Source organism: Kitasatospora sp. NPDC088346 (assembly GCF_044740765.1).
Classification (GTDB): domain Bacteria; phylum Actinomycetota; class Actinomycetes; order Streptomycetales; family Streptomycetaceae; genus Kitasatospora.
Window position 1 is genome coordinate 149,984 of sequence record NZ_JBIURH010000009.1, and the last position, 21,063, is coordinate 171,046.

Consider the following 21,063-nt stretch of genomic DNA (forward strand, 5'->3'; position numbering starts at 1 on the left):
CGGCGGGCCGTTCAGCGGGGCCGGACTTCGATCGGCCGCATCATCTCGTTGTCCTCGTGGTCGGTGATGTGGCAGTGCCAGGCGTACCGGCCGGCGAGGTCGAACCGCAGCTTCACCCGGGTGATCTCGCGCGGGTAGGCGATCACGGTGTCCTTGTAGCCCGACTCGCCCGCCTCGGGCGGCCGGACCACCCCGCGGAAGGTCTCCCGGTCGACGACCTCCAGCATCACCTGGTGCACGTGGATCGGGTGCGCGTGTCCGGTGAAGTTGTACAACTCCCAGAGCTCGACCGCGTGTTGCTCCGGGTCCTCGGTCACCGGGTCTCCCCAGCCGAGCGGGGCGGGGCGGGGCCGGCGCCGGGCGTCGCGGGTGACGGTGCCGAGCATCGCCATCACCGGCGCCCGGCGGAAGTCCGCCGAGGTCACCTCGCTCAGCGACAGCTCCCGGGTGCGCTCCGGCTCGGCGAGCCGGCTCAGGGCGGGCAGGTCGAGGCGGTCCGGGCGGAGGCTGGTGTCGGTGGAGGCGAGCGGCCCGACGAGGAACTTCATCACCTGGCCGGTGGTCTCCGGGTCGGCGGCGGCGTAGTCGGTGCCCACCGTGCCGCCGGAGAAGGCCGCGTCCGGGCCCTCGTTGACCAGGTACAGCTCGGTGCCCACCGGGAGGGCGCCGAAGTCGACCACCACGTCGGCGCGTTCACCCACGCCGAGCAGGACCTCATCGAGCCGGACCGGCTCGGGCAGGAAGCCGCCGTCGGTGCCGATCTGCCAGAGCGGCAGTGCGGCGGCCAGCGGGCGGTCGGCCAGCGGGTCCGCAGCGATCTTGAGCAGCAGGGTGCGGGCGTTGCTGCCGTTCAGCAGCCGCAGGCGGTAGCGGCGGGGCTCGACCTCCAGGACCGGCCAGGTCCGGCCGTTGACCACGATGGTCTCGCCGAAGGTCTCCGGGTTCCAGATCGGCGGGACGTCCGTGAAGGGCAGGAACGGCCCGTCCTGCGGGGTGTCCCCGACGAAGCCCCGGCCGGCCGGGAAGAACAGCGAGCCGTCGCTGTCGAAGGAGCGGTCCTGGATCATGAGCGGGATCTCGTAGTACGCCGTTCCGGGCGGGTCGTCGTGCCCCGGCGCCGGGCCGGGCAGCACGCCGGCCGGGAGGTCCGCCGCGCCGCCGCGCAGCAGGTAGAAGCCGCACAGCCCGGCGTAGATGTTCAGCCGGGTCATCCCGAGGGTGTGGTCGTGCCACCAGAGGGCGGCCGCCCGCTGGTCGTTGCGGTACTCGAACAGCGCCGTGCCGGGCTGCCGGCCCGTTCCGTCCTCGGCGGTGCCGGTCAGCCGGGCGTAGGCGCTCCCGGTCCGCGCGCACCCGTCGGGGATGTCGACGGCGTCGGGCAGGTACCAGGCCTCGGGGTAGCCGTCCGCCTCCGGCAGCACGTGGCCGCCGTGCAGGTGCGGCACGATCGGCACCGGTCCCCGGTACGGGCCCGGGGTCTGGTCGAAGGCGGGGCGGGAGTCGCGGCCGGACTCCCCGCCCGTCGGGTTGGCCCAGTGCAGGGTCGGGTCGACGGGCAGCAGGTGGGGCAGGAAGTGACCGTCCTGGTCGACCAGTTCGTTGGCCCAGAGGGCGCGCACCGGGCGGTCCGCCGCCGCCTCCAGGGTGAAGGCCGGGAAGTGGAACGACTCCGGGCGCCCCCGCGCGCCGTAGCCCCACACGGTGGTGGCGGGGAAGCCCGCCGGCAGGATCTGCTGGGAGAACTGCCGGACGGCGAGGGTGTAGTCGTCGCGGCCGCCGCCCTGCGCCGCACGGGGCATCGCCGGCAGGACGTACAGCGGGGTCACGTACTTGGGCACCGCCGCCAGGTCCAGCGCGTCCCCGCCGCGCCGCCCGCGGGCGGCCCCGTGCCGCGGCACCGCGGCGGAGACCGGCTCCGCCAGGCCCGGCACGGCCGCTCCCACCCCGAGGACGGCGGCGGCCCGTAGCAGCTGACGCCGGCTCATCGAGGCGGTCGGGTGGTCCTGGTCGGGTGTCCCGGCTGAGAGGCCGTCATCTCTGTGCACAGGTCGATGCTATGCACGAATGGTGCTATTCAGGGACATTGTCCCCCAGCCGGCCGGTGTCACGCGGACGCCCGGGGCCCCGCCGCCCGACCGCCCCCGGCGACGGCCCCGGTGCGTGCGGTCAGGAGACCGGCACCTTCCCCAGCACCCCGGACAGGGCCCCGGCCATCGCCGTCGCCCCGACGGCACCGTGCGCGTGGCCTACTCCGACCACACCTGCACCGTGATCGCCCCCGACGCCGCAGAGGCATCCGCTCCCGCCCGCCTGGCCGGCGCACCGCTGGCCGTGGTGACCGCCGCAGCCGGCGAAGCCGACCCCCGACCCCAGCCCGAGTACGTCGGCCGGTACCGGCGCGACGGCATGCCGCGCCGGTACAAGGAGGCCTCCGGAGAGCACGGGGCGTGGTCCACCGACGTCACCTGCGAGCAGGGCACCTTCGTGCCCGCCTACGACAAGGTCTACGAGGGCGGCTACACCCTCACCGACGGCGTCGGCGTCTGGCGCAAGGCCGTCCTCGGCGGCGGCGAGAACAAGAAGTTCTACCGCATCCCCGCCTGGGACGACCTGATCGTCGACGGTGACGACGTCACCTGGCTGTAGGCAGCACGCCGATGCCCTGGCGGGCACGGTCTCACGTGATCTGGTCCGATTCTCGTCGTCCCAGGCGGCACCCGACGAGGCGTCAGGTCAGCCGCAGGCACTACCTGCCTGTCCGGTGCCCGCTTTGTGCAGATAGGCATGGGCCAGCTCACGAAGCCGTATCTGGTCGAAGCTGCGCCCGTGGCCCGGATGGACGACGGACACGTCCAGCTGCGCGAGGACCTCCATGCTGCGCCGGTAGGCGGGCACGTCGGAGTCCGGGAGGTCGTCGATCAGGTGGCCGTCGTACACCACGTCGCCGGCGAAGAGCACCCCGGTGCGCTCCTCCAGCAGGGCGATGCTTCCCGGGGAGTGGCCCGGAAGGTGAAGGACCGTCAGCGTGCGGTCGCCCAGGTCGATCCGGTCCCCGTCGTCCAGCCGGCGACTCAGTGTCACCGCTTCGACGCGATACGTCCGCGGGTCGTACCCGGGATACGGCAGGTCCTTGATCAGCAGGTCCGGGACGGGCTCTCCCCCGGCATCGATGCCGAGCTTCTCGTAGAGCTCGGCGCCGTACAGACTGGCCGGGACACCCGCGGCCAGGATCGCGGCGTCGGCCTTGTGAGCGGCCCGCTCACGAAACTCGTGAGCCCCGCCGACGTGGTCCAGGTGCGCGTGGGTGAGGACCACCAGCGGGTCGCGCTCGAACATGCGTGGGATCTCCCCGCGCAGGGCGACGACACCGAGCCCGGCATCGACGACGAGGTCGCGGTCGGCTCCGCGCAGCCACCATGTCTTCGCTGACAGCAGCGGGCTGACGCGGGGTTCCGAGACCCGAACGAGGTCACTGCCCAGCGCTAACTGCTCATACCAGTCACTCATGCCGAGCAGTCTGCCAGTCGCCTCGCCCGGACCAGCCGGATCGAGACGGTGGGCGGCATCCACCCACCGCAGACCGGATCGCCGACAGCCAACCCGTTCCGGCGCAGGTCAGCCCGGCTTCGGGAGGTACGCCATCCCGTGGGCGCCCGGCTCGCCGCGCCGGGCGACGTCCAGCCGGGCGAGGGGCCGCATCGCGTCCAGGTCGACGACGTCGACCGTGGAGGAGGAGACGCAGGCGACGTACCCGATCCGGCCGTCGGCGGACGAGGTGATGGTGAGCGGGAAGCGTCCGACCTCGACGGTGCCGAGGCGCTCGTGGCCGGCGGCCGAGAACACCGTGAGCCGGCCGGCGGCCTGGCGGCCGAGCCGGGAGGCCGGGTCGGGCTCCATCCGCAGCTCGCCGACCAGCAACCGGCCGGTCGCGGTGACGTGGACCGGGAAGACCACGTGCTCGGTCGGCAGCAGCGCGGTGACCGAGGCGCTCGCGGTGTCGATCACCCGGATGCCCGTCGCCGGCGCCTCCTCCGGGCTGTCGCCCGGGATCCGGCCCCGGTTCGCGAAGGACCCGTACGGCGCCGCGACGAAGACCCGGGCGCCGTCGGCGGACACCGCGATGCCCTCGCTGCCGGGCACCTCGATCCGGTCGGTGAGCACACCGCGGTCGAGGTCGACCACCGAGACGAACGGCGCCTCCTTGTTACTGGCGTAGCCGGCCCGGCCGGCCGGGTCGACGACGAACCAGTGCGGGCCGGGCGCGCCGGTGTCGATCCGCCCGATCGGGCGCCGGGTCGCGGTGTCGACGACCACGACCCCGCCGGGACGGCTGCCGGAGCCCTCGACGCTGACGTACAGGCGGCCGCGGACGGTGTCCAGGGCCAGCCCGTGCGGCCCCTGCTCCGGGGCGAGGTCGACGACCTCCACGATCCGGCGGGTGTCCGCGTCGATGACGGTCAGTTCGCTGCGCCGGCCGCTGTTCGCGTGGTAGTAGCCCGAGCGGTACGTGTTCGCGCACCAGATCAGCCGCTGCACGGGGTCGAAGCACAGCTCGTGCGGCTCGGCGAGGACGTCGACGGTCTCCAGGTGCCGGTCGGTCGCGGCGTCGAAGAAGGAGACGGTGGGGCCGCTCTGGCTGACCACGGCGAGGACGTCGCCGGCCAGGTCACTACGGACGGACTGCTGCACGGACTGCTCCAAAGTGGGGTGGTGGGATGTCCGCCCTCCCGCGGACCCCTCCACTCTCGGAGCCGGGGCACCCACCGGGCAATGCAAGGATGGGCAAGGGGTCATTGCGCCCGACGCAATCCGCTCCCGCCGTCACCCCGCCCGTCACCCCGCCCGTCGCGCCACCGCCCGAGTCCGGAGGAGAGTCCGTGGACCTGAACCTGCTGAGGGCGCTGGACGTGCTGCTCCAGGAGAACAGCGTGACGCGCGCCGCGGAACGGCTCGGCACCTCGCCGGCCGCGGCCAGCCGGATGCTCGGCAAGCTCCGGCGGGCCGCGGGCGACCCGCTGCTGGTCCGCGCCGGCCAGGAGATGGTGCCGACGCCGCGCGCGCTGGAACTGCGCGACCAGGTGCGCGGTCTCGTCCGGCAGTCCGACGCGCTGTTCGCTCCCACCGCCGCCTTCGACGCGGCGCAGTTGCGGCGGACGTTCACCGTGCAGGCCGCCGACCTGGTGCTGGCCGGCCTCGCCGGGCCGCTGATCGAGCGGATCCGCTCCCGGGCGCCCGAGGTGGACGTGGTGTTCCTGTCCGAGGCCGGCGAGGGCGGAACGGCCCTGCGCCAGGGGCTGCTGGACGTCGAACTCGGCGCCCTCGACCACGTCGACCCGGAGACCTGCACGGAGGGCCTGACCCGGGTGCCCGTCCTGGGTGTCGCGCGGACCGGCCACCCGCTGTTCGACGGCCCGCTCGACGCCCGCCGGTTCGCCGAGGCCGACCACGTCGGTGTCTCCCGGCTGGGCCGGCGTCACGGGCCGATCGACACCGCCCTGGCCCGGCAGGGCCTGCGGCGGCGGGTGGCCGCCGTCGTCCCGAGCCACACCGCGGCCCTGCTGCTGGCCCGGACCACCGACCTGGTCGCGCTGACCCTCGGCGGGTGGCTGCCCGACGCCGTCGCCGCCCTGGGCCTGCGCACCTTCCCCGTCCCACTGGACCTGCCGCCGCTGGAGATCGGCATGGCCTGGCACCCGCGCAACACGGCGGACCACGCCCACCGGTGGTTCCGCGGCCACCTGCGGGCGGTCACGGTGGCGGGGAGGGCGTCCGGCACCGCACCCGGGTGAGCGGCGCCGTACCCGGGTGGGCGGCGCGGGCGTCAGCGCGGCGGGCGGGTGCCGTCCGCGGGGAAGACCCGGCCCAGCAGGCGCAGCAGGGCGTGCCGGTCGGGCTCGTCCAGCGACTCCAGGCCACTGAGGTCGGCGAGCAGTTCGGCGCGGATCTCCTCGACGGTCCGCCGCCCGGCGTCGGTGAGCAGCACCAGTTTGACCCGCCGGTCGGTGGGGTCGGCCTCGCGCCGGACCAGGTCGCGCGCCTCCAGCCGGTCGACGATGCCGGTCACGTTGGAGGCGTCGCAGGCGAGCAGGTCGGCGAGGGTCCGCATGGGCATCGGCCGTCGCAGCAGGCTGAGCATCTTGCCCTGCATCAGGGTGAGGCCGCGCCCGGCCGCCACCGCGGCGAAGTTCCGGTAGTAGGCCGCCGCGGCCTGCGCGAGCCGGTCCATCAGCTGGGCGGGGTCGGGGGCCGGGGTGGGTGCGGCCGACGGGACGGACGGCGCGGGGCGAGTCATGGTTCTAGTGTAGGCGATATTACTTGACATCTTTAACTATTGAGGACTACCGTCAGATTAGTTGAATAGTTCAACCATCCAGGACCTCAACAGGCCGCCCCAGGAGCCACCCCATGACCGCCGCACTCTTCGTCGTCACCGGCGCCGACCGCTGGACCCTCGCCGACGGCACCCCGCACCCGACCGGCTACTGGGCCGAGGAACTCGCCGAGCCGCACCGGATCCTCAGCGAGGCCGGTTACGAGATCACCATCGCCACCCCCGGCGGCGTCCCCGCCCCCGTCGACCCGGGCAGCCTGACCGCGGCGGCCGCGGGCGGGGAGGAGCGCGCCGCCGCGATCGGCGCCTACCTGGACAGCGTCAGGGCCGGACTCGACGCCCCCGCCACCCTGGCGGAGGTCGACCCCGACGCCTTCGACCTGGTCTTCTACCCCGGCGGCCACGGGCCGATGGAGGACCTCGCGGTCGACGCCGACTCCGCCCGGATCCTCACCCGCACCCTCGACTCCGGCAAGCCGCTCGGCGTGGTCTGCCACGGCCCCGCCGCACTGCTCGCCGCCCGCCGCGAGGACGGCAGCTGGCCGTTGGCCGGCTACCGCATGACGGCCTTCACCAACGAGGAGGAGACCGCCGCCGGTCTCGCCGCGAAGGCGCCCTGGCTCGTCCAGGACCGCCTGACCGCGCTGGGCGCCGAGTTCGTCGCGGCCGCCCCCTTCGCGCCGCACACCGTGGTCGACCGCACCCTGTACACCGGCCAGAACCCCAGCTCCTCGGCGGACGTCGCCCGGCGGATGGTCGCGGACCTGTCGGCCGACCCCGCCGCCGTGGTGGCCCGGCTGCGCGCCTCCTACGCCACTGGCCGCACCCGGCCGCTGGACGACCGGCTGGCCCGGCTGGCCGCCCTGCGGGCCCTGCTCACCGAGCAGAGCGACGCCCTGCTGGCGGCCCTGCACGCGGACCTCGGCAAGGGCCCCGCCGAGGCGTACCGCACCGAGATCGCCTTCACGGTGAACGAACTCGACCACACCGTGCGGCACTTGGAGCAATGGCTGAGCCCGGCGCCGGCCGGTGTCCCGGACGCCTTCCGGCCCGCCGAAGCCCGGGTGGTCCGCGAACCGCTCGGCGTCGTCCTGGTGATCGCGCCGTGGAACTACCCCCTGCAGCTGGCACTCGCCCCGCTGGTGGGCGCACTGGCGGCCGGCAACACGGCCGTGGTCAAGCCCAGCGAGCTGGCCCCGGCGACCTCCGCGGCCATCGCCCGGCTGCTGCCCCGCTACCTCGGCCGCGACACCGTCGCCGTCGTCGAGGGCGCCGTCCCGGAGACCACCGCCCTGCTGGAGCAGCGCTTCGACCACGTCTTCTACACCGGCAACGGCGCGGTCGGCCGGATCGTGATGGCCGCCGCCGCCCGGCACCTCACCCCCGTCACGCTGGAACTCGGCGGCAAGAGCCCGGTCGTGGTCGAGCCCGGCGTCGACCTGGCGGCCACCGCGCAACGGATCGTCCGCGGCAAGTTCCTCAATGCCGGCCAGACCTGCGTCGCCCCCGACTACGTCCTCGCGATCGGCGAGACCGCCGCCGAACTCCCCGACCGGCTGGCCGACGCCGTCCGGGCCGCGTACGGCGACGACCCCGCCGCCCACCCGGAGTACGGGCGGATCGTCAACGAGCGCCACCTCGACCGGCTGACCGCGCTGCTCGGCAGCGGACGCGTCGTCACCGGCGGCGGGCACGACCGTGCCGCCCGCTACCTCGCCCCCACCGTCCTGGCGGACGTCGAGGCCGACGACCCGGTGATGCGGGAGGAGATCTTCGGCCCGATCCTGCCGGTCGTCGCCGTCCCCGACCTGGACGCCGCGATCGCGTTCGTCAACGGCCGTGACAAGCCCCTCGCGCTCTACGCCTTCACCGAGTCGGCGGACACCAAGCGACGGCTCACCGACGAGACCTCCTCCGGCGCCCTCGCGTTCGGCCTGCCGGTCTCGCACCTGGCGGTGCCCGAGCTGCCGTTCGGCGGCGTCGGCGAGAGCGGCATGGGCCGCTACCACGGCGAGTACTCCATCGACACCTTCAGCCACACCAAGGCGATCCTCGACAAGCCGCTCGGCTGACCCCGCACCACGACCGGAGGAACGACACGATGACCACCCCGCTCCACCCCGACCGGGCGCCCGGCCCGGCCGACCACCGCGCGGCCGTCGCGACCGAGACCGCACGGTTCGTCGCCGCGCTCGACGGCGCGGACCTCACCACCCCGGTACCCGCCTGCCCCGGCTGGACGCTGGCCGACCTGGTCCGGCACACCGGCAGCGTCCAGCGCTGGTTCTCGGTCCTGCTGCGCGGGCGCGTCCAGGAGCCGCCGCGCAGTCGCGACGTCGACCTGCGGCTGCCGGACGGTGCCGACGGCTGGCCCGGCTGGCTGACTGCGAGCGCGGCCGAGGCCGCCGACGCCTTCGCCGCCACCGGGCCCGACGTGCCGATGTACGCCTGGGGCGCCGACCAGCACGCCCGGTTCTGGGCCCGCCGGATGCTCTTCGAGACCCTGGTGCACCGGACCGACGCCGAGCGCGCCCTGCGGCTCGACTCCCGCGTCGACCGCGCCCTCGCGCTCGACGGCATCGACGAGTTCCTGGTCAACCTCCCCTTCGCCGGCATCTTCGCGCCCAGGGTGGCCGAGCTGCGCGGCACCGGCGAGACCGTCCGCTTCCACGCCACCGACGGGGATCCGGACGGGCCCGGCGACTGGTGGGTGCGGCTGCGGCCCGACGGCTTCGGCCTCGACCCCGCCGCCCGGACGGCCCAGGCCGCCGACGCGACGGTGCGGGGGACGGCGGCCGACCTGCTGCTCCTGCTCTACGGCCGGCTGCCGCACGACGCCGCCGCCTTCACCCTCGACGGCGACCGCGAGCTGCTCGCCCGCTGGTGCGCCAACTCGGCGTTCTGAGCCGCGGGGACGCCGCACAGCCGCCGGCCGGACGGGCGCCGGGGCGTCCGTACGACTTCCGTAAGCACGCCGAAGCCCCTCCCGAGGCCCTCCGGACGGTCTGATGGACGGGTGGACGACAACCTCCCTCCCCCGCGCCGCGCCGCGTACGACCTCCCGCTGCCGACCCCGCCGGACGCCCTCCGGCGCGGGCCGCTGCGGGAGGGCACCTTCAGCTCCGCCCTGCACGACCCCCGCACCGCCGTGGTGGTCGGCCGGTGGCTCGGCGCGGCGCTGCTCACCTGCTTCCTGACCGGGCTGTTCAGCCATCTCGTCCAGGAGGGGCCCGGCTGGCTGCCGAGCCGGCCGGTCGACGGGTACCGGATCACCCAGGGCCTGCACGTGATCAGCGGGATCGCCGCGATCCCGCTGCTGGCCGCGAAACTCTGGACGGTCTACCCGAAGCTCTTCGAGTGGCCGCCGGCCCGCAGCGTGCTGCACGCCCTGGAGCGGCTGGGGATCGCCGTCCTGGTGGCCGCGATGCTGCTGGAGCTGTTCACCGGCCTGTTCAACACCCTGCAGTGGTACCCGTGGCCGTTCCCCTTCCGGCAGACGCACTTCTGGCTGGGCTGGCTGGCCACCGGCGGGCTGCTGCTGCACGTCGCCGCCAAGGCTCCGGCGATCGGCGAACACTGGCGGCGCGCCCGGCCCGGACTCGCCCAGCGCCGGGCCTTCCTGACGGCGGTCGCCGCCTCGGTGGGCGCGGTGACCCTGACCACGGCAGGGCAGAGCGTCCCGTGGCTGCGCGCCACCGACCTGTTCGCGCCGCGCCGCCCGGACCTCGGCCCGCAGGGGCTGCCGGTCAACCGCACCGCCGCCCAGGCCGGCACCACGACCGTCCCCGCCGACTGGCGGCTGACCGTCGACGGCCCCCGGCCGCTCACCCTCTCGCTCGCCGACCTCGCCCGACTGCCGCAGTACGAGGCCGAGTTGCCGATCGCCTGCGTCGAGGGGTGGAGCGCCTCGGCCCGCTGGACGGGCGTACGCGTCCGGGACCTGCTGGAGCTCGTGGGCGCCCCGGCCGGCGCCCGGGTGCGGGTCACCTCGCTGGAGGCCGACGGACCGTACCGGGTGACGGACCTGCCCACCGCGCACGCCCACGATCCGCTGACCCTGCTCGCGCTGCGGGTCAACGGCGAGGTCCTGGCCCCCGACCACGGCTACCCGGCCCGGATCATGGCGCCGAACCGCCCCGGTGTGCTGCAGACCAAGTGGGTCACCCGGATGGAGGTCCTGTGATGCGGACGCTGCGCGCCGCCCTCGCCATCGCCGGCCTCGCACTGACCGGCTGGGGCCTTGCCGGGCTGCTCACCGACCCGTTCGTCCAGGACCCGCCGGCGATCGTCCGGTGGGCCGTCGGCGGGCTGATCCTCCACGACGGCCTGTGGCTGCCGCTGGTGTGCCTGATCGGCGCGACCCTCGCCCGCAGCACGCCGGTCCGCACCGGTCTGGGCGTGGCCGCCGCCGTCTCCGCCGTCGCGCTCCCGGCCGTCCTGCGGGCCGGCACGGACGGCGGCAATCCGACCGTCCTGCCGCTGCCCTACCTGCGCAACTGGCTCCTGGTGCTGGCCGCGATCGCCGCCGTGACCACCGGATGGGCGCTGATCGCCCGCCGCCGGGGCCCTCGGGCCCGCCTCAGGAGGCCGGACGCTGCGGCGCGGGGCCGCTCCCGCCCTCGGGCAGCCGGTGCGCCACCGGAAGGTGACCCGCCTTGCGGTGGTACTCGACGGTGAGCAGCAGAACCCGTGTCAGGGTCTGTTCCCAGGCGGCCATCCCGCTCTGCCGCAGCAGGGTGCGCGCCGCCATCGCGTCGATCCCGGCCTGGACGGTGTAGGTGTGCGGGTCGCCCACCGAGGCGAGGCCCGCGAGGGCCTTCAGGCAGAACCGCATCAGGTCCGCGGCCCGGGGCGGCGACGCGTAGATCACGGCCCTGCCCAGCGCGACGGCCTCGTCGAAGGCGCGCCGCGCGGGGAAGGACGTCCCGTCGGGGAACGTCACCGGGACGAAGCTCCACAGCTCGGCGGCCGTCTCCTCCAGGCGACGGACCGCGCGGGCCCGCAGCGCGGCGCCGGTCCGCTCGCTGCCGGTCCTCGTCGCGGGAAGCCGGGATATTCGGCGCATGGAGGTTCCTCCTCATGGATCACCGCGGCTCGCCTCGGCCTTGGACGGCCCCCCGCCCCGCCGGGGGCTGGGGGCCGTGGAGTGATCGTAGAAGCGGTACGGGCCCGGCCGGCCGGTCGTGAACCGGCCCTAACGGTCGCCTAAGGTTGCGCTCAGATTCGCCCGGCCCGCCTCCGGACGGCCCCTCGGGCAGACCTCAGCCCAGCCTTAGGAGCAGCTGCGGGGCAGCTGAGATGCCTTCTCCCCGGCCCCTGGCCGGTCATACGATCGGTGTGCCGGTCCGACGGTGACGAGGTCCGTCGGCGGCACGCGGGCAGCGGGCAGCATCCCACTGCCGCTCGGATCCTGCCCGCCTCAGGTGGGACGGCCTGGGTGCGCCGTCCCACCGGCCCGCCGGTGGGCGTGGCCGTCGATCCACCTGTCCGGTCGACGGCCACGCCCGCCCTGGCGCCCGCTCTGCCGCCCGCCCGCCTCGCCGCCCTGCCGGGGCCGCGTCGGACGGTCGCTCAGGACACGCCCCAGGTCTGGTTCGCCTGGTGGAAGCCGCAGTACCAGAGTTGGACCATGGTGCCGTTGGCGATGCGGCCGTTGTACACGTCCAGGCACAGACCTGACCGCACGTCGACCAGCGCGCCGCTGACGCCCGTGCGCCACAGCTGCCGGCCGTCCCGGGTGCACGGGAACACGTGCACCGGCGTCCCGGGCTGGACGCCGCCGTTCCACGCCGCGAGGCAGTCACCGCCCCGGTCGCGCACCTCGCCGGCCTGGGTCACGGTCCACTGCTGGGCCTGGACCTCCCCGCAGTCCCGGATGTCCACCCGGGTCTGGCCGCTGACCGTCAGACAGCGCCCGGAGGCTGCGCTGACCAGCGTTCCCTGGAGGTCTGGGTTCACCGGCGGCGGGGGCGACGGGGACGGGGAGGGGGGCGGGGAGGGAGATGGCGAAGGTGACGGCGACGGCGAGGGCGACGGTGAGGGCTCGGCCGTCGTCGTGCCGGCGCTGGGGGACGGGCTCACCGGGGACGCGGACGGCACGAGGCTCGGCGCCGCCGACGCGGTGAGGCTCCAGGTCTGCGGCAGCAGGGGACCTGCGATCGGCGCCGTCAGCGCGTCCGGTGTGGTGACGACGGCCAGGACGCTGACGGCCGCCGTGGTGGCCACCAGGCCGGCCGCCAGCAGGCCGGCGACCTGAGGCGCCCTCAACCACGGCTCGACCACCGGGCGCAGTCTGCGCCGGTCGACCCGCGGCCGGGCCGCGGCGGGGTCGCGGGGTGCGGGCGCCGACCGCTGACCTGGCACCCGGGCCGGTGGCTGCCCCGGGACCAGGGCCGGTGGCTGCCCGCAACGGCATTCCTCCGCCCGGCCGTTCCGCTCGCACGCCGCGCACTGTGATGCAGCTTTCATGGCACCACCCCTCTGTCGCGGAGGCCGGCGCCACCTCAGTGGTCACGCCGCCCTGCCGCCTCTTGCCGTCGGTCGGGCAGCCACCGGCGAACGTGGGACCACCCACCCAGGAGATCCTGCCGAACGCCGTCAATAACGGAAACTACCGGCCGAACCGGTCAGTCGTCACCAGTCGGGCTCAGACCTGCCGGCGCAGGCGGCGGTTTTCCAGGGCCCGGCGCCGCCGGTGACCCCAGGACGCGGCGAGGCCCCGGTCCTGGTCGGGGGCGAGGCCGAGCACCACTTCGATGTGGGCTCCACCGAGCCGGCTGCGGCCCAGCCGGACGTGGCCCCGGGTGGCGTTCGCGGCGCTGTGCGCGATGTCCAGGCCGAGGCCGGTCGATCCGCCGGAGCTGGCGCCGCGCGAGACCGCGCCGTCCGGGTCGGCGATGCCGGGCCCGGCGTCCTCGACCACCAGGACGACGCTCTGCGCGGTGCGCCGCACGCTCACCCCGAAGGCCGTGCCCTGCGGGGTGTGCCGGAAGACGTTGCCGACCAGGGCGTCCACCACGGCGGCCAGGTCGTCCTCCGGCAGCTGGACGGGGGTCGGCTCGTCGGTGGCGGCGAACGCGCAGGGCCGGCCCTGCTGTTCGGCGAGCATCGACCAGAAGCCGACCCGGCGCCCGGCCACCTCGGCGACCCGGCAGGAGGCCGTCGGCCCGAGGGTCTTCGGACCGGCCTCCCCGGGCGCGGGCTGCGCCGCCCGGGTGGACAGCGGGGTCTGCGCCGCGCGGATGATCGAGTCGAGTTCGGACTCCAGCTGGCCCACAGCCGACTCCAGTTGGTCCGAGCCGGGCACCCGCCCGATCCGCTCGGAGGCGACCGTCAGCGCCATCAACGGTGTCCGCAGCCGGTGCGAGAGGTCGGCGACCAGTTCCCGTTCGCTCGCCAGCAGCTGGCTCACCCGGTCGGCCATGGTGTTGAACGCCACACCGGCCTCGTACAGTTCGGTGGGGCCGGCCGGCTCCACCCGGACGGCCAGATCGCCGGCGCCCAGCGCGGTGGAGGCGCGGGACAGCCCGCGCGAGGCCCCGACCATCCGGGAGCCGAGGCGGTCGGCCACGACCACGGAGGCGATCACCAGGCAGACGGCCAGCAAGCCCATCACCGTCCAGGCCTTGGTGACCCCGCGGGTCAGCTCGGCGTGCGGCACGAACTCCTCCACCACCGCGACCCGGCCACCGTCCAGCAGCACGGGCTGCAGGTAGACCCATCCGCCGGGCACGGTGCCGGCGGCGGACTTCCGGTCCGTCACCGTACGGGCCAGCAGGTTCTCGGGGGCGTGCGACACGCCGACCACCTGCCCCTCCGGCAGGTGCACGCACGGCCGCTCACCCCGGGGTATCGCGGAGACCGCGACCGCCAGTTCGCCCGGCTGGGAGGAGAGGACCATGGCCGGCAGCACCGCGACCGCCCGCCGTTCGGCGACGATCGTCGCCTGGGTCTCCACCTGGGTGCGCACCAGCAGGCCGAGCGGGATCAGGAAGGAGACCGCCACCATCGAGGTGACCACCAGCGCGACCATCGCGAGCGTGGCCCTCACCGCGGCGACACCAGCTTCACGCCGACACCCCGGACGGTGTGCAGGTAGCGGGGCGTCGACGCCCGTTCACCGAGCTTGCGGCGCACGCACGACAGGTGGACGTCGACGGTCTGCTCGTCCACGTACGGCAGGCGCCACACCTCGGCCAGCAGCTCCCGTTTGGAGACCACCCGCCCGGCGTTCCTGGCCAGGAACTCCAGCAGGTCGAACTCGCGCCGGGTCAGTGCCAGTTCACGGCCGGCGAGCTGGGCGGTGCGGGCCGTCGGGTCGATCCGCAGCTCGCCGACCACCAGCGGCGCCGCGCCTGCGGCGCCCTCGGTGCCGGGCCCGGCCGCCCCGGACTGCACGGCGCTACGGCGCAGCACCGCCGCGAGGCGGGCCACCAGCTGCCCGGCGGAGAACGGCTTGACCAGGTAGTCGTCGGCGCCGGCGTTCAGCAGCTTGATGATCTCCCGGTCGTCGGACCGCGCGGTCGCCACCAGGACCGGCACCTGGGACAGGCCGCGGATCATGCGCAGCGCGTCGGCACCGTCCAGGTCGGGCAGTCCGAGGTCGAGCACGACCGCGTCCGGCTGCCACTGCGTGACCTCCCGCAGCCCGCCCAGGGCGTCGGGGGACGTGCGCACCACCAGCCCGTGCGCGGTCAGTTCGTCGAGCAGGTAGGAGCGGATGATCGGGTCGTCTTCGACGACGAGCACGGACGTCATGGGCGACACCGTAGCGGACCGGCCGATCCCTCCCCCAGCCCTCGCCAGCAGCGCGAACGTCACCGGAAGGCTCCGGCGGGCGTTCCGGGGGCGGCCACCGCCCCCGGAGAACGGCACCGTCAGTCGAGGGTCCGGAAGCCGTCCAGGGCGTGCGAGCAGACGCAGTCCCGGGTGTCCGGGAGCCCTTCGAGCGCCGCGAACAGGACGGTCCGGAGCCGGTCGACGTTGCGGCCGAAGACCGCCAGCACCTCGGCGTGGGTGACGCCCTCGCCGCTCTCCACTCCCGCGTCCAGATCGGTGACCAGCGCCAGCGAGGTGTAGCAGAGGCCGAGTTCGCGGGCCAGCACGGCCTCCGGGTGGCCGGTCATACCGATCACCGACCAGCCCATCCCGCCGTACCAGCGGGACTCGGCGCGGGTGGAGAACCGCGGCCCCTCGATCACCACCAGGGTGCCGCCGTCCACCGCCTCCCAGCCACCGGCCCGGGCCGCGGCGAGCGCCGCCCGTCGGCCGTCCGGGCAGTACGGGTCGGCCATCGAGACGTGCACCACCTCGGGCACCGTGCCGTCCGGCCGCGGCACACCGTCGTAGTAGGTCTGCACCCGGCCGCTCGTCCGGTCGACGAACTGGTCCGGCACGACCAGCGTCCCCGGCCCGTGGTCGGGGCGCAGCCCGCCGACCGCGCACGGCCCGAGCACCTGCCGAACGCCCAGCGAGCGCAGCGCCCAGAGGTTGGCCCGGTAGTTGATCCGGTGCGGCGGCAGGGTGTGGCCGCGGCCGTGGCGCGGGAGGAAGGCGACGGTGCGGCCGTTCGCCTCGCCGACGAAGAGTGAGTCGCTGGGCGGCCCGTACGGGGTGTCGACGGTGATCTCGGTGACCTCGTCCAGCAGCGCGTACAGTCCGGAGCCGCCGATCACGCCGAGTTCGGCGCGCACGGGGGCTGGTGAGGGTGCGTCGGCCATGGGCTCTCGTCCTTCCCTGGGTGGGCGGTGCGGCCCGGTCGGGGACACCGCCCACCAGCCTAGGAGCCGCCGGGCCCGGAATCGGGCCGGGAAGCTTACGGTTCGCGTACGGCGCCGCGTACAGTGACAGCCCGGACGGACGGGAGTGACGACGTGGACAGACGGGGTTCGGTACCACGGGCAGGCGGGCACCAGGCGCTGGCGTGGCAGGTGCGGCCCGCGTCGCCGAGCGCCGCGGTGCTGGTGCTGCACGGCGGCCAGGTGGCCGGCCTGCGCGCGCCCGGGCCGGTCAACCTGCCGGGTCTGCGGATGCGCGGGTTCACCTGCGCCGTGGAGCGGGCCACCGCCGGCGCGGGCGTTGCGGTCGGCACGGTCCGCTACCGCTGCCGGGGCTGGAACGGCGACCGGGCGGACGCCGCCCGGGACACCCTGGCCGCGCTCTCCGACCTCGCCGAGGAACTCGGACCGGTGCCGACCGTGCTGATCGGCCACTCGATGGGCGGCCGGGCGGCGCTGCGGGCGGCCGGCCACCCGTGCGTGACCGGCGTGGTGGCGCTGGCGCCCTGGTGCCCCGAGGACGAGCCCTGCGAGCACCTCGCGGACCGTCGGCTGCTGATGCTGCACGGCGACCGCGACCGGGTGACCGCCCCCGCCGACACCCTGCTCTTCGCCGGCCGGGCCCGCGCGGCCGGCGCCCAGGTGGCCGGCTACCGGGTCGAGGGCAGCGGGCACACCCTGCTGCGCCGGGCCGGCGACTGGCACCGGGCGGCGGCCCGGCTCACCGCCGGGCTGCTGGGCCTGGACGTGCTGCCGGCGGAGGTGGCCGCCGCGCTCGCACTGCGCTCGCCGCTGGAGGGCGGGCTGCAACTGCCCCTGGCGGCGGCCGGCCACCGCTGACGGTCACGGCTTGCGGGCGACCCCGGCGTAGCAGGAGGCCTCGACGTCCGTCGCGCCCGCGGACCGTTCGTCGTCGTCCGGCTGCCACCGGTGGGTCGGCACGATGCCCGGGTCCAGCAGCTCCCAGCCGTCGAAGAACCGGGCGATCTCCGCGCGGGTACGGGCCTGGACGGTGGTGCCGGCGGCCCGGTAGGTGTCGACGACCCGGGCGATGCCGGCCGGGTCGAAGTCCGGGGTGGCGTGCGAGATGGCCAGCGTACTGCCCGACGGCAGGGCCGACTTGAGGTGCTCGACGATCTCGTGGGCGCCGCGCTCGTCGGGGACGAAGTGCAGCAGCGCGTTCAGGCTGAGCGCGACCGGGCGGTCCAGGTCCAGGGTGTCGAGCAGCTCGGACGCCTTGAGCAGCGACACCGGGTCCGTCACGTCGGACTGGACGTAGGCGGTCCGACCGAGGGGATGGCTCTGCAGCAGGGCCCGGGCGTGGGCCAGCACGATGGGGTCGTTGTCCGTGTAGACCACCCGCGCCTCGGGGCGTTCGCCCTGGACCACCTCGTGCAGGTTGGGCGAGGTCGGGATGCCCGTTCCGACGTCGAGGAACTGGGCGAGGCCGGCCCGGGCCAGCAGGCGGGTGGAGCGGTGCATGAACCGGCGGTTGATCCGGGCCGCGGTCGAGGCGGACGGGAAGGCCGTGATCGCCTGCGCGGCGGCCTCCCGGTCCGCGGGGAAGTTGGTCTTGCCGCCCAGGAAGTAGTCGTACATCCGGGCCGAGTGGGCCCGGTCGAGCTCCAGATCGACCACGCCGTCCGCATCTGCCATCGTCTGCCCCCTCGCAGCTGTCCGACGGGCCGCCGGAGGTGCCGGCGGGCCCGGTGCTCCCGTCCCTCCCCCGGTGCCGGGCACCCGAACGGAGCGGAGCGTAGTCATACTATTGCCCTGTGGCAGAAAACTTCCGGGGCCGCTGCACATCGGGGCCACGAATCCGGTTGGCTGACCACAGAGAGAACACCTGTGTCACCACCGCCGCGTCCCCCGGCGCGCGGACGAGCCCCGAACAGCCCTGACAGGAAAGCCCGATGGGACATCCGCCCACCGATCTCCCGGGCAGCGAGACGCTGTCCCCGCCCCGGCCGTCCTTACCGCGGTCGCACCACCGCCCCGCCGCCCGGCGGACCCCGGTGACCTTCGACGCCTTTCACGAGTACCACCACAAACTCTGGCTCCGCTACGCCCACACCCATGTCGGCCGGCGCGACGCCGCCCGCACCGTGGTCGAGGACGCCTGCGCCGACCTGCTGCGCAACTGGGACCACGTGCTCGCCCAGGAGTCGGTGCCCGGCTACGCCTGGACCGTCCTGAAGGAACACGTCCACGACTGGCTCGAACGGCACGGCCGGCAGCCGGCCATGGTCGGCACCGCGGCCTTCCAGGCGGCCGTCCGCAAGCTGCTGGTGCACGAGCTGCGCGACGAGTTCGCCGTGATCGAGAGCGAGCTCGGCCTGTACGCGGCGATCGCCGAACTGCCGGACCGCCAGTACGACGTGGTCGTGGTGCGCTTCGTCCTCGGCCGCTCGGACCGCGAGGTGGCCCAGTACCTGGGCATCGAGGAGGCCACCGTGCGCTCGCACGTGCGGCACGCCAAACGGCGGCTCGCGAAGCGGCTGAACCTGCCCAGACATCCCGAACCGGAAGGGTGACCGTGCACCGCGCCCACCAACACCCGTCCGTCGAAGGGCTGCTCGGCGACGCCGAGATCCTCGCCGACGAGTACGAGGACTACGACGGCGCGGCCGCGCGTCAGCGGATCGCCGCCCTGCCGCGGGCCCACCGGGCCCCGCGGTCGTCCTCCCCCGGCCACCGGTTCCCGGCCGGCACCGACCGGGCCGCCCACGACCTCGACCTGGCCGTCACCCTGGTCGTCACCGCGCCCCAGGCCGCGGCCGGGCTGCGGCGGCTCGGCGACGGCGAGGACGTGGACCCGGCCGGCGCCCTGGTGTTCGGCGCGCTGCTGCACCTGGCCGGGTACCGCGACGCCGCCTGCTTCTGGTGGCAGTTCGCGGCCGGCGGCGGCAGCCGGAACGCCGCCTTCTGCCTCTTCCTGGCCCACCGGCGGCGCGCGGAGTTCCGGGACGCCGAGCACTGGCGCGCCGAGGGCCGCCGGCTCACCGCCCACCTGCACCGGCGCTCCGCGAGCGGCTCCCGGGAGTCGCTGCTGCCGCTGGAGGTCCAGCACGACCTGATCAAGCAGTGCCACAGCGGACTGCGACTGGTCCTGCCGCCCCGCCTCGAAGCCGCCATCAACCGTCTCCCCGTGGAGTGTCCGGACACCGACTTCGGCGAGATCCCGCAGCCCTCCGCCACGCTCGCCTCGGAGCTCACCGAAGAACGCGCCCAGGAGCGCGCCGAGGAACGCACCGAGGAACGCACCGAGGAACGCGCCCAGGAGCTCCCCGGGCCGGGCGACGCCTGAACCGCCCGGTGCGCCGCGGGAACCCGGCGTCGGGGCGGCGCGGCCCGGGGCGTGCTCAGGCCGCCGGTGGCTCAGGCCGCCGGCGGGTCGGCCGGCCGGCTCCGCCTCAGCTGCAGGACGCTGTCGGGCAGTTGGCGGCCCGTGGCACCCGGCCGGGTGGACGGCTGGGCGGTGGGGAGGAGTTCGAGGCGCTCGCAGCGCCAGCCGGCGGTCTCGAACGGGCCGAGGTCGGTGAGGCCGTACATGGGCAGGCTCGTCCCGGCGGCTCGGGAAGCGGCGGTCAGGGCCCGGGCGGAGGTGTCGGACAGGACGTCGCAGATCCACCCGCCCTCGGCGCCGACCGCCCAGGCCAACTCGGCGCACAGCAGGCGGACTTCGCTCGGGGTGAGGTAGCCGAGCAGGCCCTCGGCCAGCAGCAGGGTCCGGCGGCCCGCGGTGCGGGGCCGCAGGAGCCGGGCGAGGGCGGTGAGGTCTCGGAGGTCGCAGCACAGCCGTTCCATCGGGACGGACGCGGTCGCTGCGGGCAGCAGGCGGTCCTTGAGCCCGATGACGGGGGCGCAGTCGATCTCGATCACCCGGCAGGTGCCGGGCCAGTCGAGGCGGTGGGTCCGGGCGTCGAAGCCGGCGCCGAGGTTGACGCAGACCTCCCAGGGCTCGGCCGCGAACAGGTCGGACAGCAGGCGGTCGACGGCGAGGGTGCGGGCGACGACGACCGGCAGGCCGACGGTGTGCCGGGTGATGCGCCGGACGGAGTCCGGGCAGAGGCGGGCGAAGCGGTCCGCGTACGGGTCGTGCAGGGCGCCGTCCGGCACGGCCGTCGCACCGGCCCGGGCGAGCGCGGTGAGGAAGGCGGTGGCGGGGACCTGCCCGGCGAGCGGCGGGTGGGCGGCCGGCACCGCTACTCCCACCGGAAGAGTCGTACCGCGACGGCCGTCCCGAGGACGACCACGGCGGCGAGCACGCCGAGGTCGAGGGCGGTGTCGGCGGTGCCGTCCAGCCAGGCGTGCTGGAGCAGTTCGACCGCGTAGGTCGCGGGCAGCGCGTCGCTGACGGTCTTCATCGCCGGCGGGAAGATCTGCAGCGGGACGGTCGCCCCGGAGAGGAAGATCATCGGGAAGTAGACCAGGTTGGCGATGGCCACCGCCGCCCGCTCGGAACGCGCGACCGCGGCCACCACGCCCCCCAGCGCGTACATCGCGAGGGCCGCCAGCAGCAGCGCGCCGGCCGTCGCGGCGGCCGCGGCGCCGGAGGACGGCAGGTGGAGGTCGAAGAAGAGGTAGCCGGCGGCCACCAGCAACAGGGCGCCGAGCAGGCTCAGCACGATGTTGACCAGCCCCTGCGCGACCAGGAAGGCGGACGCGTCGACGGGCGTCGCCCGGAAGCGCTTGAGCACCTTGCGGTCACGGTACTCGGCGAGGCCGAGCGGAAAGCTCATCAGCCCGGTCACGGCGACCACCAGGACCAGGTAGGCGGGCACCGACATGTCCACCGTCCCGCGGCCGTCGAACTTCTCGGACGGCTCGTTGCCGTAGATCCCGCCGAACATGCAGAGCATCAGCACGGGGAAGGCGAGCGCGAAGAACACCGGGGCGAAGTTCCGCATCATCCGCCGCCACTCGAACCGGACGATCGTCCACAGCGTCGCCATC

21 protein-coding genes are annotated in these 21,063 nt (G+C 74.8%); 9 read left to right on the forward strand and 12 right to left on the reverse strand.

All coding sequences use genetic code 11. From position 1 onward, the window contains the following. Positions 1-11: 11 nt before the first annotated feature. The gene (locus tag ACIOFR_RS15250) at positions 12-2,045 is read right to left on the reverse strand and encodes a multicopper oxidase family protein (RefSeq protein ID WP_400996736.1); all 2,034 of its coding nucleotides are present in this window, start codon (positions 2,043-2,045) and stop codon (positions 12-14) included. 196 nt (positions 2,046-2,241) lie between these two features. Between ACIOFR_RS15250 and ACIOFR_RS15255 the strand changes: the two genes are divergently transcribed. Next, complete coding sequence (locus tag ACIOFR_RS15255; RefSeq protein WP_400996738.1) at positions 2,242-2,646, forward strand: hypothetical protein; 405 nt, start codon at positions 2,242-2,244, stop codon at positions 2,644-2,646. Positions 2,647-2,733: 87 nt separating this feature from the next. On the opposite strand, the gene ACIOFR_RS15260 is transcribed toward ACIOFR_RS15255, so the two are convergent. Further along, complete coding sequence (locus ACIOFR_RS15260; RefSeq protein ID WP_400996741.1) at positions 2,734-3,507, reverse strand: MBL fold metallo-hydrolase; 774 nt, start codon at positions 3,505-3,507, stop codon at positions 2,734-2,736. Positions 3,508-3,615: 108 nt separating this feature from the next. After that, positions 3,616-4,689, reverse strand: coding sequence for a YncE family protein (locus tag ACIOFR_RS15265; RefSeq protein WP_400996743.1), 1,074 nt, complete (start codon positions 4,687-4,689; stop codon positions 3,616-3,618). 188 nt (positions 4,690-4,877) lie between these two features. Here ACIOFR_RS15265 and ACIOFR_RS15270 point away from each other — a divergent pair, with 188 nt between their 5' ends. Then, entirely contained in the window at positions 4,878-5,789 is a 912-nt protein-coding gene (locus tag ACIOFR_RS15270) for a LysR family transcriptional regulator (RefSeq protein ID WP_400996746.1), read from the forward strand. Between the two features lie 32 nt (positions 5,790-5,821). Here the strand turns inward: ACIOFR_RS15270 and ACIOFR_RS15275 are convergent, their stop codons facing one another. Beyond that, positions 5,822-6,292 (reverse strand): MarR family winged helix-turn-helix transcriptional regulator, encoded by a 471-nt coding sequence (locus ACIOFR_RS15275; RefSeq protein WP_400996749.1) that lies wholly within the window; start codon positions 6,290-6,292, stop codon positions 5,822-5,824. Positions 6,293-6,405: 113 nt separating this feature from the next. On the opposite strand from ACIOFR_RS15275, the gene ACIOFR_RS15280 reads away from it, so the two are divergent. From ACIOFR_RS15280 to ACIOFR_RS15295, 4 genes are all read left to right on the forward strand, one after another. After that, positions 6,406-8,403 carry an aldehyde dehydrogenase family protein gene (locus tag ACIOFR_RS15280; protein WP_400996752.1) on the forward strand — a complete coding sequence of 666 codons (1,998 nt, stop codon included), beginning with the start codon at positions 6,406-6,408 and terminating at the stop codon, positions 8,401-8,403. A 29-nt stretch (positions 8,404-8,432) separates the two neighbouring features. After that, complete coding sequence (locus ACIOFR_RS15285) at positions 8,433-9,236, forward strand: maleylpyruvate isomerase family mycothiol-dependent enzyme (protein WP_400996754.1); 804 nt, start codon at positions 8,433-8,435, stop codon at positions 9,234-9,236. A 159-nt stretch (positions 9,237-9,395) separates the two neighbouring features. Continuing rightward, on the forward strand, positions 9,396-10,514 hold the full coding sequence (locus ACIOFR_RS15290) for a molybdopterin-dependent oxidoreductase (RefSeq protein WP_400996963.1): 1,119 nt from the start codon (positions 9,396-9,398) through the stop codon (positions 10,512-10,514). Continuing rightward, positions 10,514-11,008 carry a hypothetical protein gene (locus tag ACIOFR_RS15295; RefSeq protein WP_400996757.1) on the forward strand — a complete coding sequence of 165 codons (495 nt, stop codon included), beginning with the start codon at positions 10,514-10,516 and terminating at the stop codon, positions 11,006-11,008. Before ACIOFR_RS15290 ends, ACIOFR_RS15295 begins: the two co-directional genes overlap by 1 nt. Here ACIOFR_RS15295 and ACIOFR_RS15300 read toward each other — a convergent pair. The 5 genes from ACIOFR_RS15300 to ACIOFR_RS15320 form a co-directional block, all read right to left on the reverse strand. After that, positions 10,911-11,396 carry a hypothetical protein gene (locus ACIOFR_RS15300; protein ID WP_400996759.1) on the reverse strand — a complete coding sequence of 162 codons (486 nt, stop codon included), beginning with the start codon at positions 11,394-11,396 and terminating at the stop codon, positions 10,911-10,913. The genes ACIOFR_RS15295 and ACIOFR_RS15300 overlap by 98 nt on opposite strands. Before the next feature lie 506 nt (positions 11,397-11,902). Then, the gene (locus ACIOFR_RS15305) at positions 11,903-12,613 is read right to left on the reverse strand and encodes a ricin-type beta-trefoil lectin domain protein (RefSeq protein WP_400996762.1); all 711 of its coding nucleotides are present in this window, start codon (positions 12,611-12,613) and stop codon (positions 11,903-11,905) included. 364 nt (positions 12,614-12,977) lie between these two features. Then, a complete protein-coding gene (locus ACIOFR_RS15310; RefSeq protein ID WP_400996764.1) occupies positions 12,978-14,381 on the reverse strand; it encodes an ATP-binding protein in 1,404 nt (467 codons plus the stop codon). Next, positions 14,378-15,088 (reverse strand): response regulator transcription factor, encoded by a 711-nt coding sequence (locus ACIOFR_RS15315; RefSeq protein WP_400996766.1) that lies wholly within the window; start codon positions 15,086-15,088, stop codon positions 14,378-14,380. Before ACIOFR_RS15315 ends, ACIOFR_RS15310 begins: the two co-directional genes overlap by 4 nt. Positions 15,089-15,207: 119 nt before the next feature. Then, positions 15,208-16,050, reverse strand: a complete 843-nt coding sequence (locus tag ACIOFR_RS15320) for an S-methyl-5'-thioadenosine phosphorylase (RefSeq protein WP_400996768.1) — start codon at positions 16,048-16,050, stop codon at positions 15,208-15,210. 153 nt (positions 16,051-16,203) lie between these two features. On the opposite strand from ACIOFR_RS15320, the gene ACIOFR_RS15325 reads away from it, so the two are divergent. Continuing rightward, positions 16,204-16,947, forward strand: coding sequence for an alpha/beta hydrolase (locus ACIOFR_RS15325; RefSeq protein WP_400996770.1), 744 nt, complete (start codon positions 16,204-16,206; stop codon positions 16,945-16,947). A 3-nt stretch (positions 16,948-16,950) separates the two neighbouring features. Here the strand turns inward: ACIOFR_RS15325 and ACIOFR_RS15330 are convergent, their stop codons facing one another. Next, positions 16,951-17,763 (reverse strand): SAM-dependent methyltransferase, encoded by an 813-nt coding sequence (locus tag ACIOFR_RS15330; protein WP_400996773.1) that lies wholly within the window; start codon positions 17,761-17,763, stop codon positions 16,951-16,953. A 257-nt stretch (positions 17,764-18,020) separates the two neighbouring features. On the opposite strand from ACIOFR_RS15330, the gene ACIOFR_RS15335 reads away from it, so the two are divergent. Together ACIOFR_RS15335 and ACIOFR_RS15340 are read left to right on the forward strand one after the other, a co-directional pair. Next, the gene (locus ACIOFR_RS15335; protein WP_400996775.1) at positions 18,021-18,641 is read left to right on the forward strand and encodes an RNA polymerase sigma factor; all 621 of its coding nucleotides are present in this window, start codon (positions 18,021-18,023) and stop codon (positions 18,639-18,641) included. Continuing rightward, positions 18,638-19,414 (forward strand): hypothetical protein, encoded by a 777-nt coding sequence (locus ACIOFR_RS15340; protein ID WP_400996778.1) that lies wholly within the window; start codon positions 18,638-18,640, stop codon positions 19,412-19,414. The genes ACIOFR_RS15335 and ACIOFR_RS15340 overlap by 4 nt, the downstream gene beginning before the upstream one ends. Positions 19,415-19,485: 71 nt before the next feature. Here the strand turns inward: ACIOFR_RS15340 and ACIOFR_RS15345 are convergent, their stop codons facing one another. Both ACIOFR_RS15345 and ACIOFR_RS15350 read right to left on the reverse strand, forming a co-directional pair. Then, a complete protein-coding gene (locus ACIOFR_RS15345) occupies positions 19,486-20,322 on the reverse strand; it encodes a class I SAM-dependent methyltransferase (RefSeq protein WP_400996780.1) in 837 nt (278 codons plus the stop codon). Next, positions 20,313-21,062: an ABC transporter permease gene (locus tag ACIOFR_RS15350; protein ID WP_400996782.1), complete on the reverse strand. Its 750-nt coding sequence runs from the start codon at positions 21,060-21,062 to the stop codon at positions 20,313-20,315. Before ACIOFR_RS15350 ends, ACIOFR_RS15345 begins: the two co-directional genes overlap by 10 nt. Between the last annotated feature and the right edge of the window lies 1 nt (position 21,063).

Coding starts and splice junctions, on each gene's coding strand:
- ACIOFR_RS15300 (WP_400996759.1), bottom strand. CDS start 11,396: ATGCGCCGAATATCCCGGCTTCCCGCGACGAGGACCGGCAGCGAGCGG.
- ACIOFR_RS15330 (WP_400996773.1), bottom strand. CDS start 17,763: ATGGCAGATGCGGACGGCGTGGTCGATCTGGAGCTCGACCGGGCCCAC.
- ACIOFR_RS15275 (WP_400996749.1), bottom strand. CDS start 6,292: ATGACTCGCCCCGCGCCGTCCGTCCCGTCGGCCGCACCCACCCCGGCC.
- ACIOFR_RS15280 (WP_400996752.1), top strand. CDS start 6,406: ATGACCGCCGCACTCTTCGTCGTCACCGGCGCCGACCGCTGGACCCTC.
- ACIOFR_RS15320 (WP_400996768.1), bottom strand. CDS start 16,050: ATGGCCGACGCACCCTCACCAGCCCCCGTGCGCGCCGAACTCGGCGTG.
- ACIOFR_RS15315 (WP_400996766.1), bottom strand. CDS start 15,088: ATGACGTCCGTGCTCGTCGTCGAAGACGACCCGATCATCCGCTCCTAC.
- ACIOFR_RS15295 (WP_400996757.1), top strand. CDS start 10,514: ATGCGGACGCTGCGCGCCGCCCTCGCCATCGCCGGCCTCGCACTGACC.
- ACIOFR_RS15260 (WP_400996741.1), bottom strand. CDS start 3,507: ATGAGTGACTGGTATGAGCAGTTAGCGCTGGGCAGTGACCTCGTTCGG.
- ACIOFR_RS15335 (WP_400996775.1), top strand. CDS start 18,021: ATGGGACATCCGCCCACCGATCTCCCGGGCAGCGAGACGCTGTCCCCG.
- ACIOFR_RS15285 (WP_400996754.1), top strand. CDS start 8,433: ATGACCACCCCGCTCCACCCCGACCGGGCGCCCGGCCCGGCCGACCAC.
- ACIOFR_RS15350 (WP_400996782.1), bottom strand. CDS start 21,062: ATGGCGACGCTGTGGACGATCGTCCGGTTCGAGTGGCGGCGGATGATG.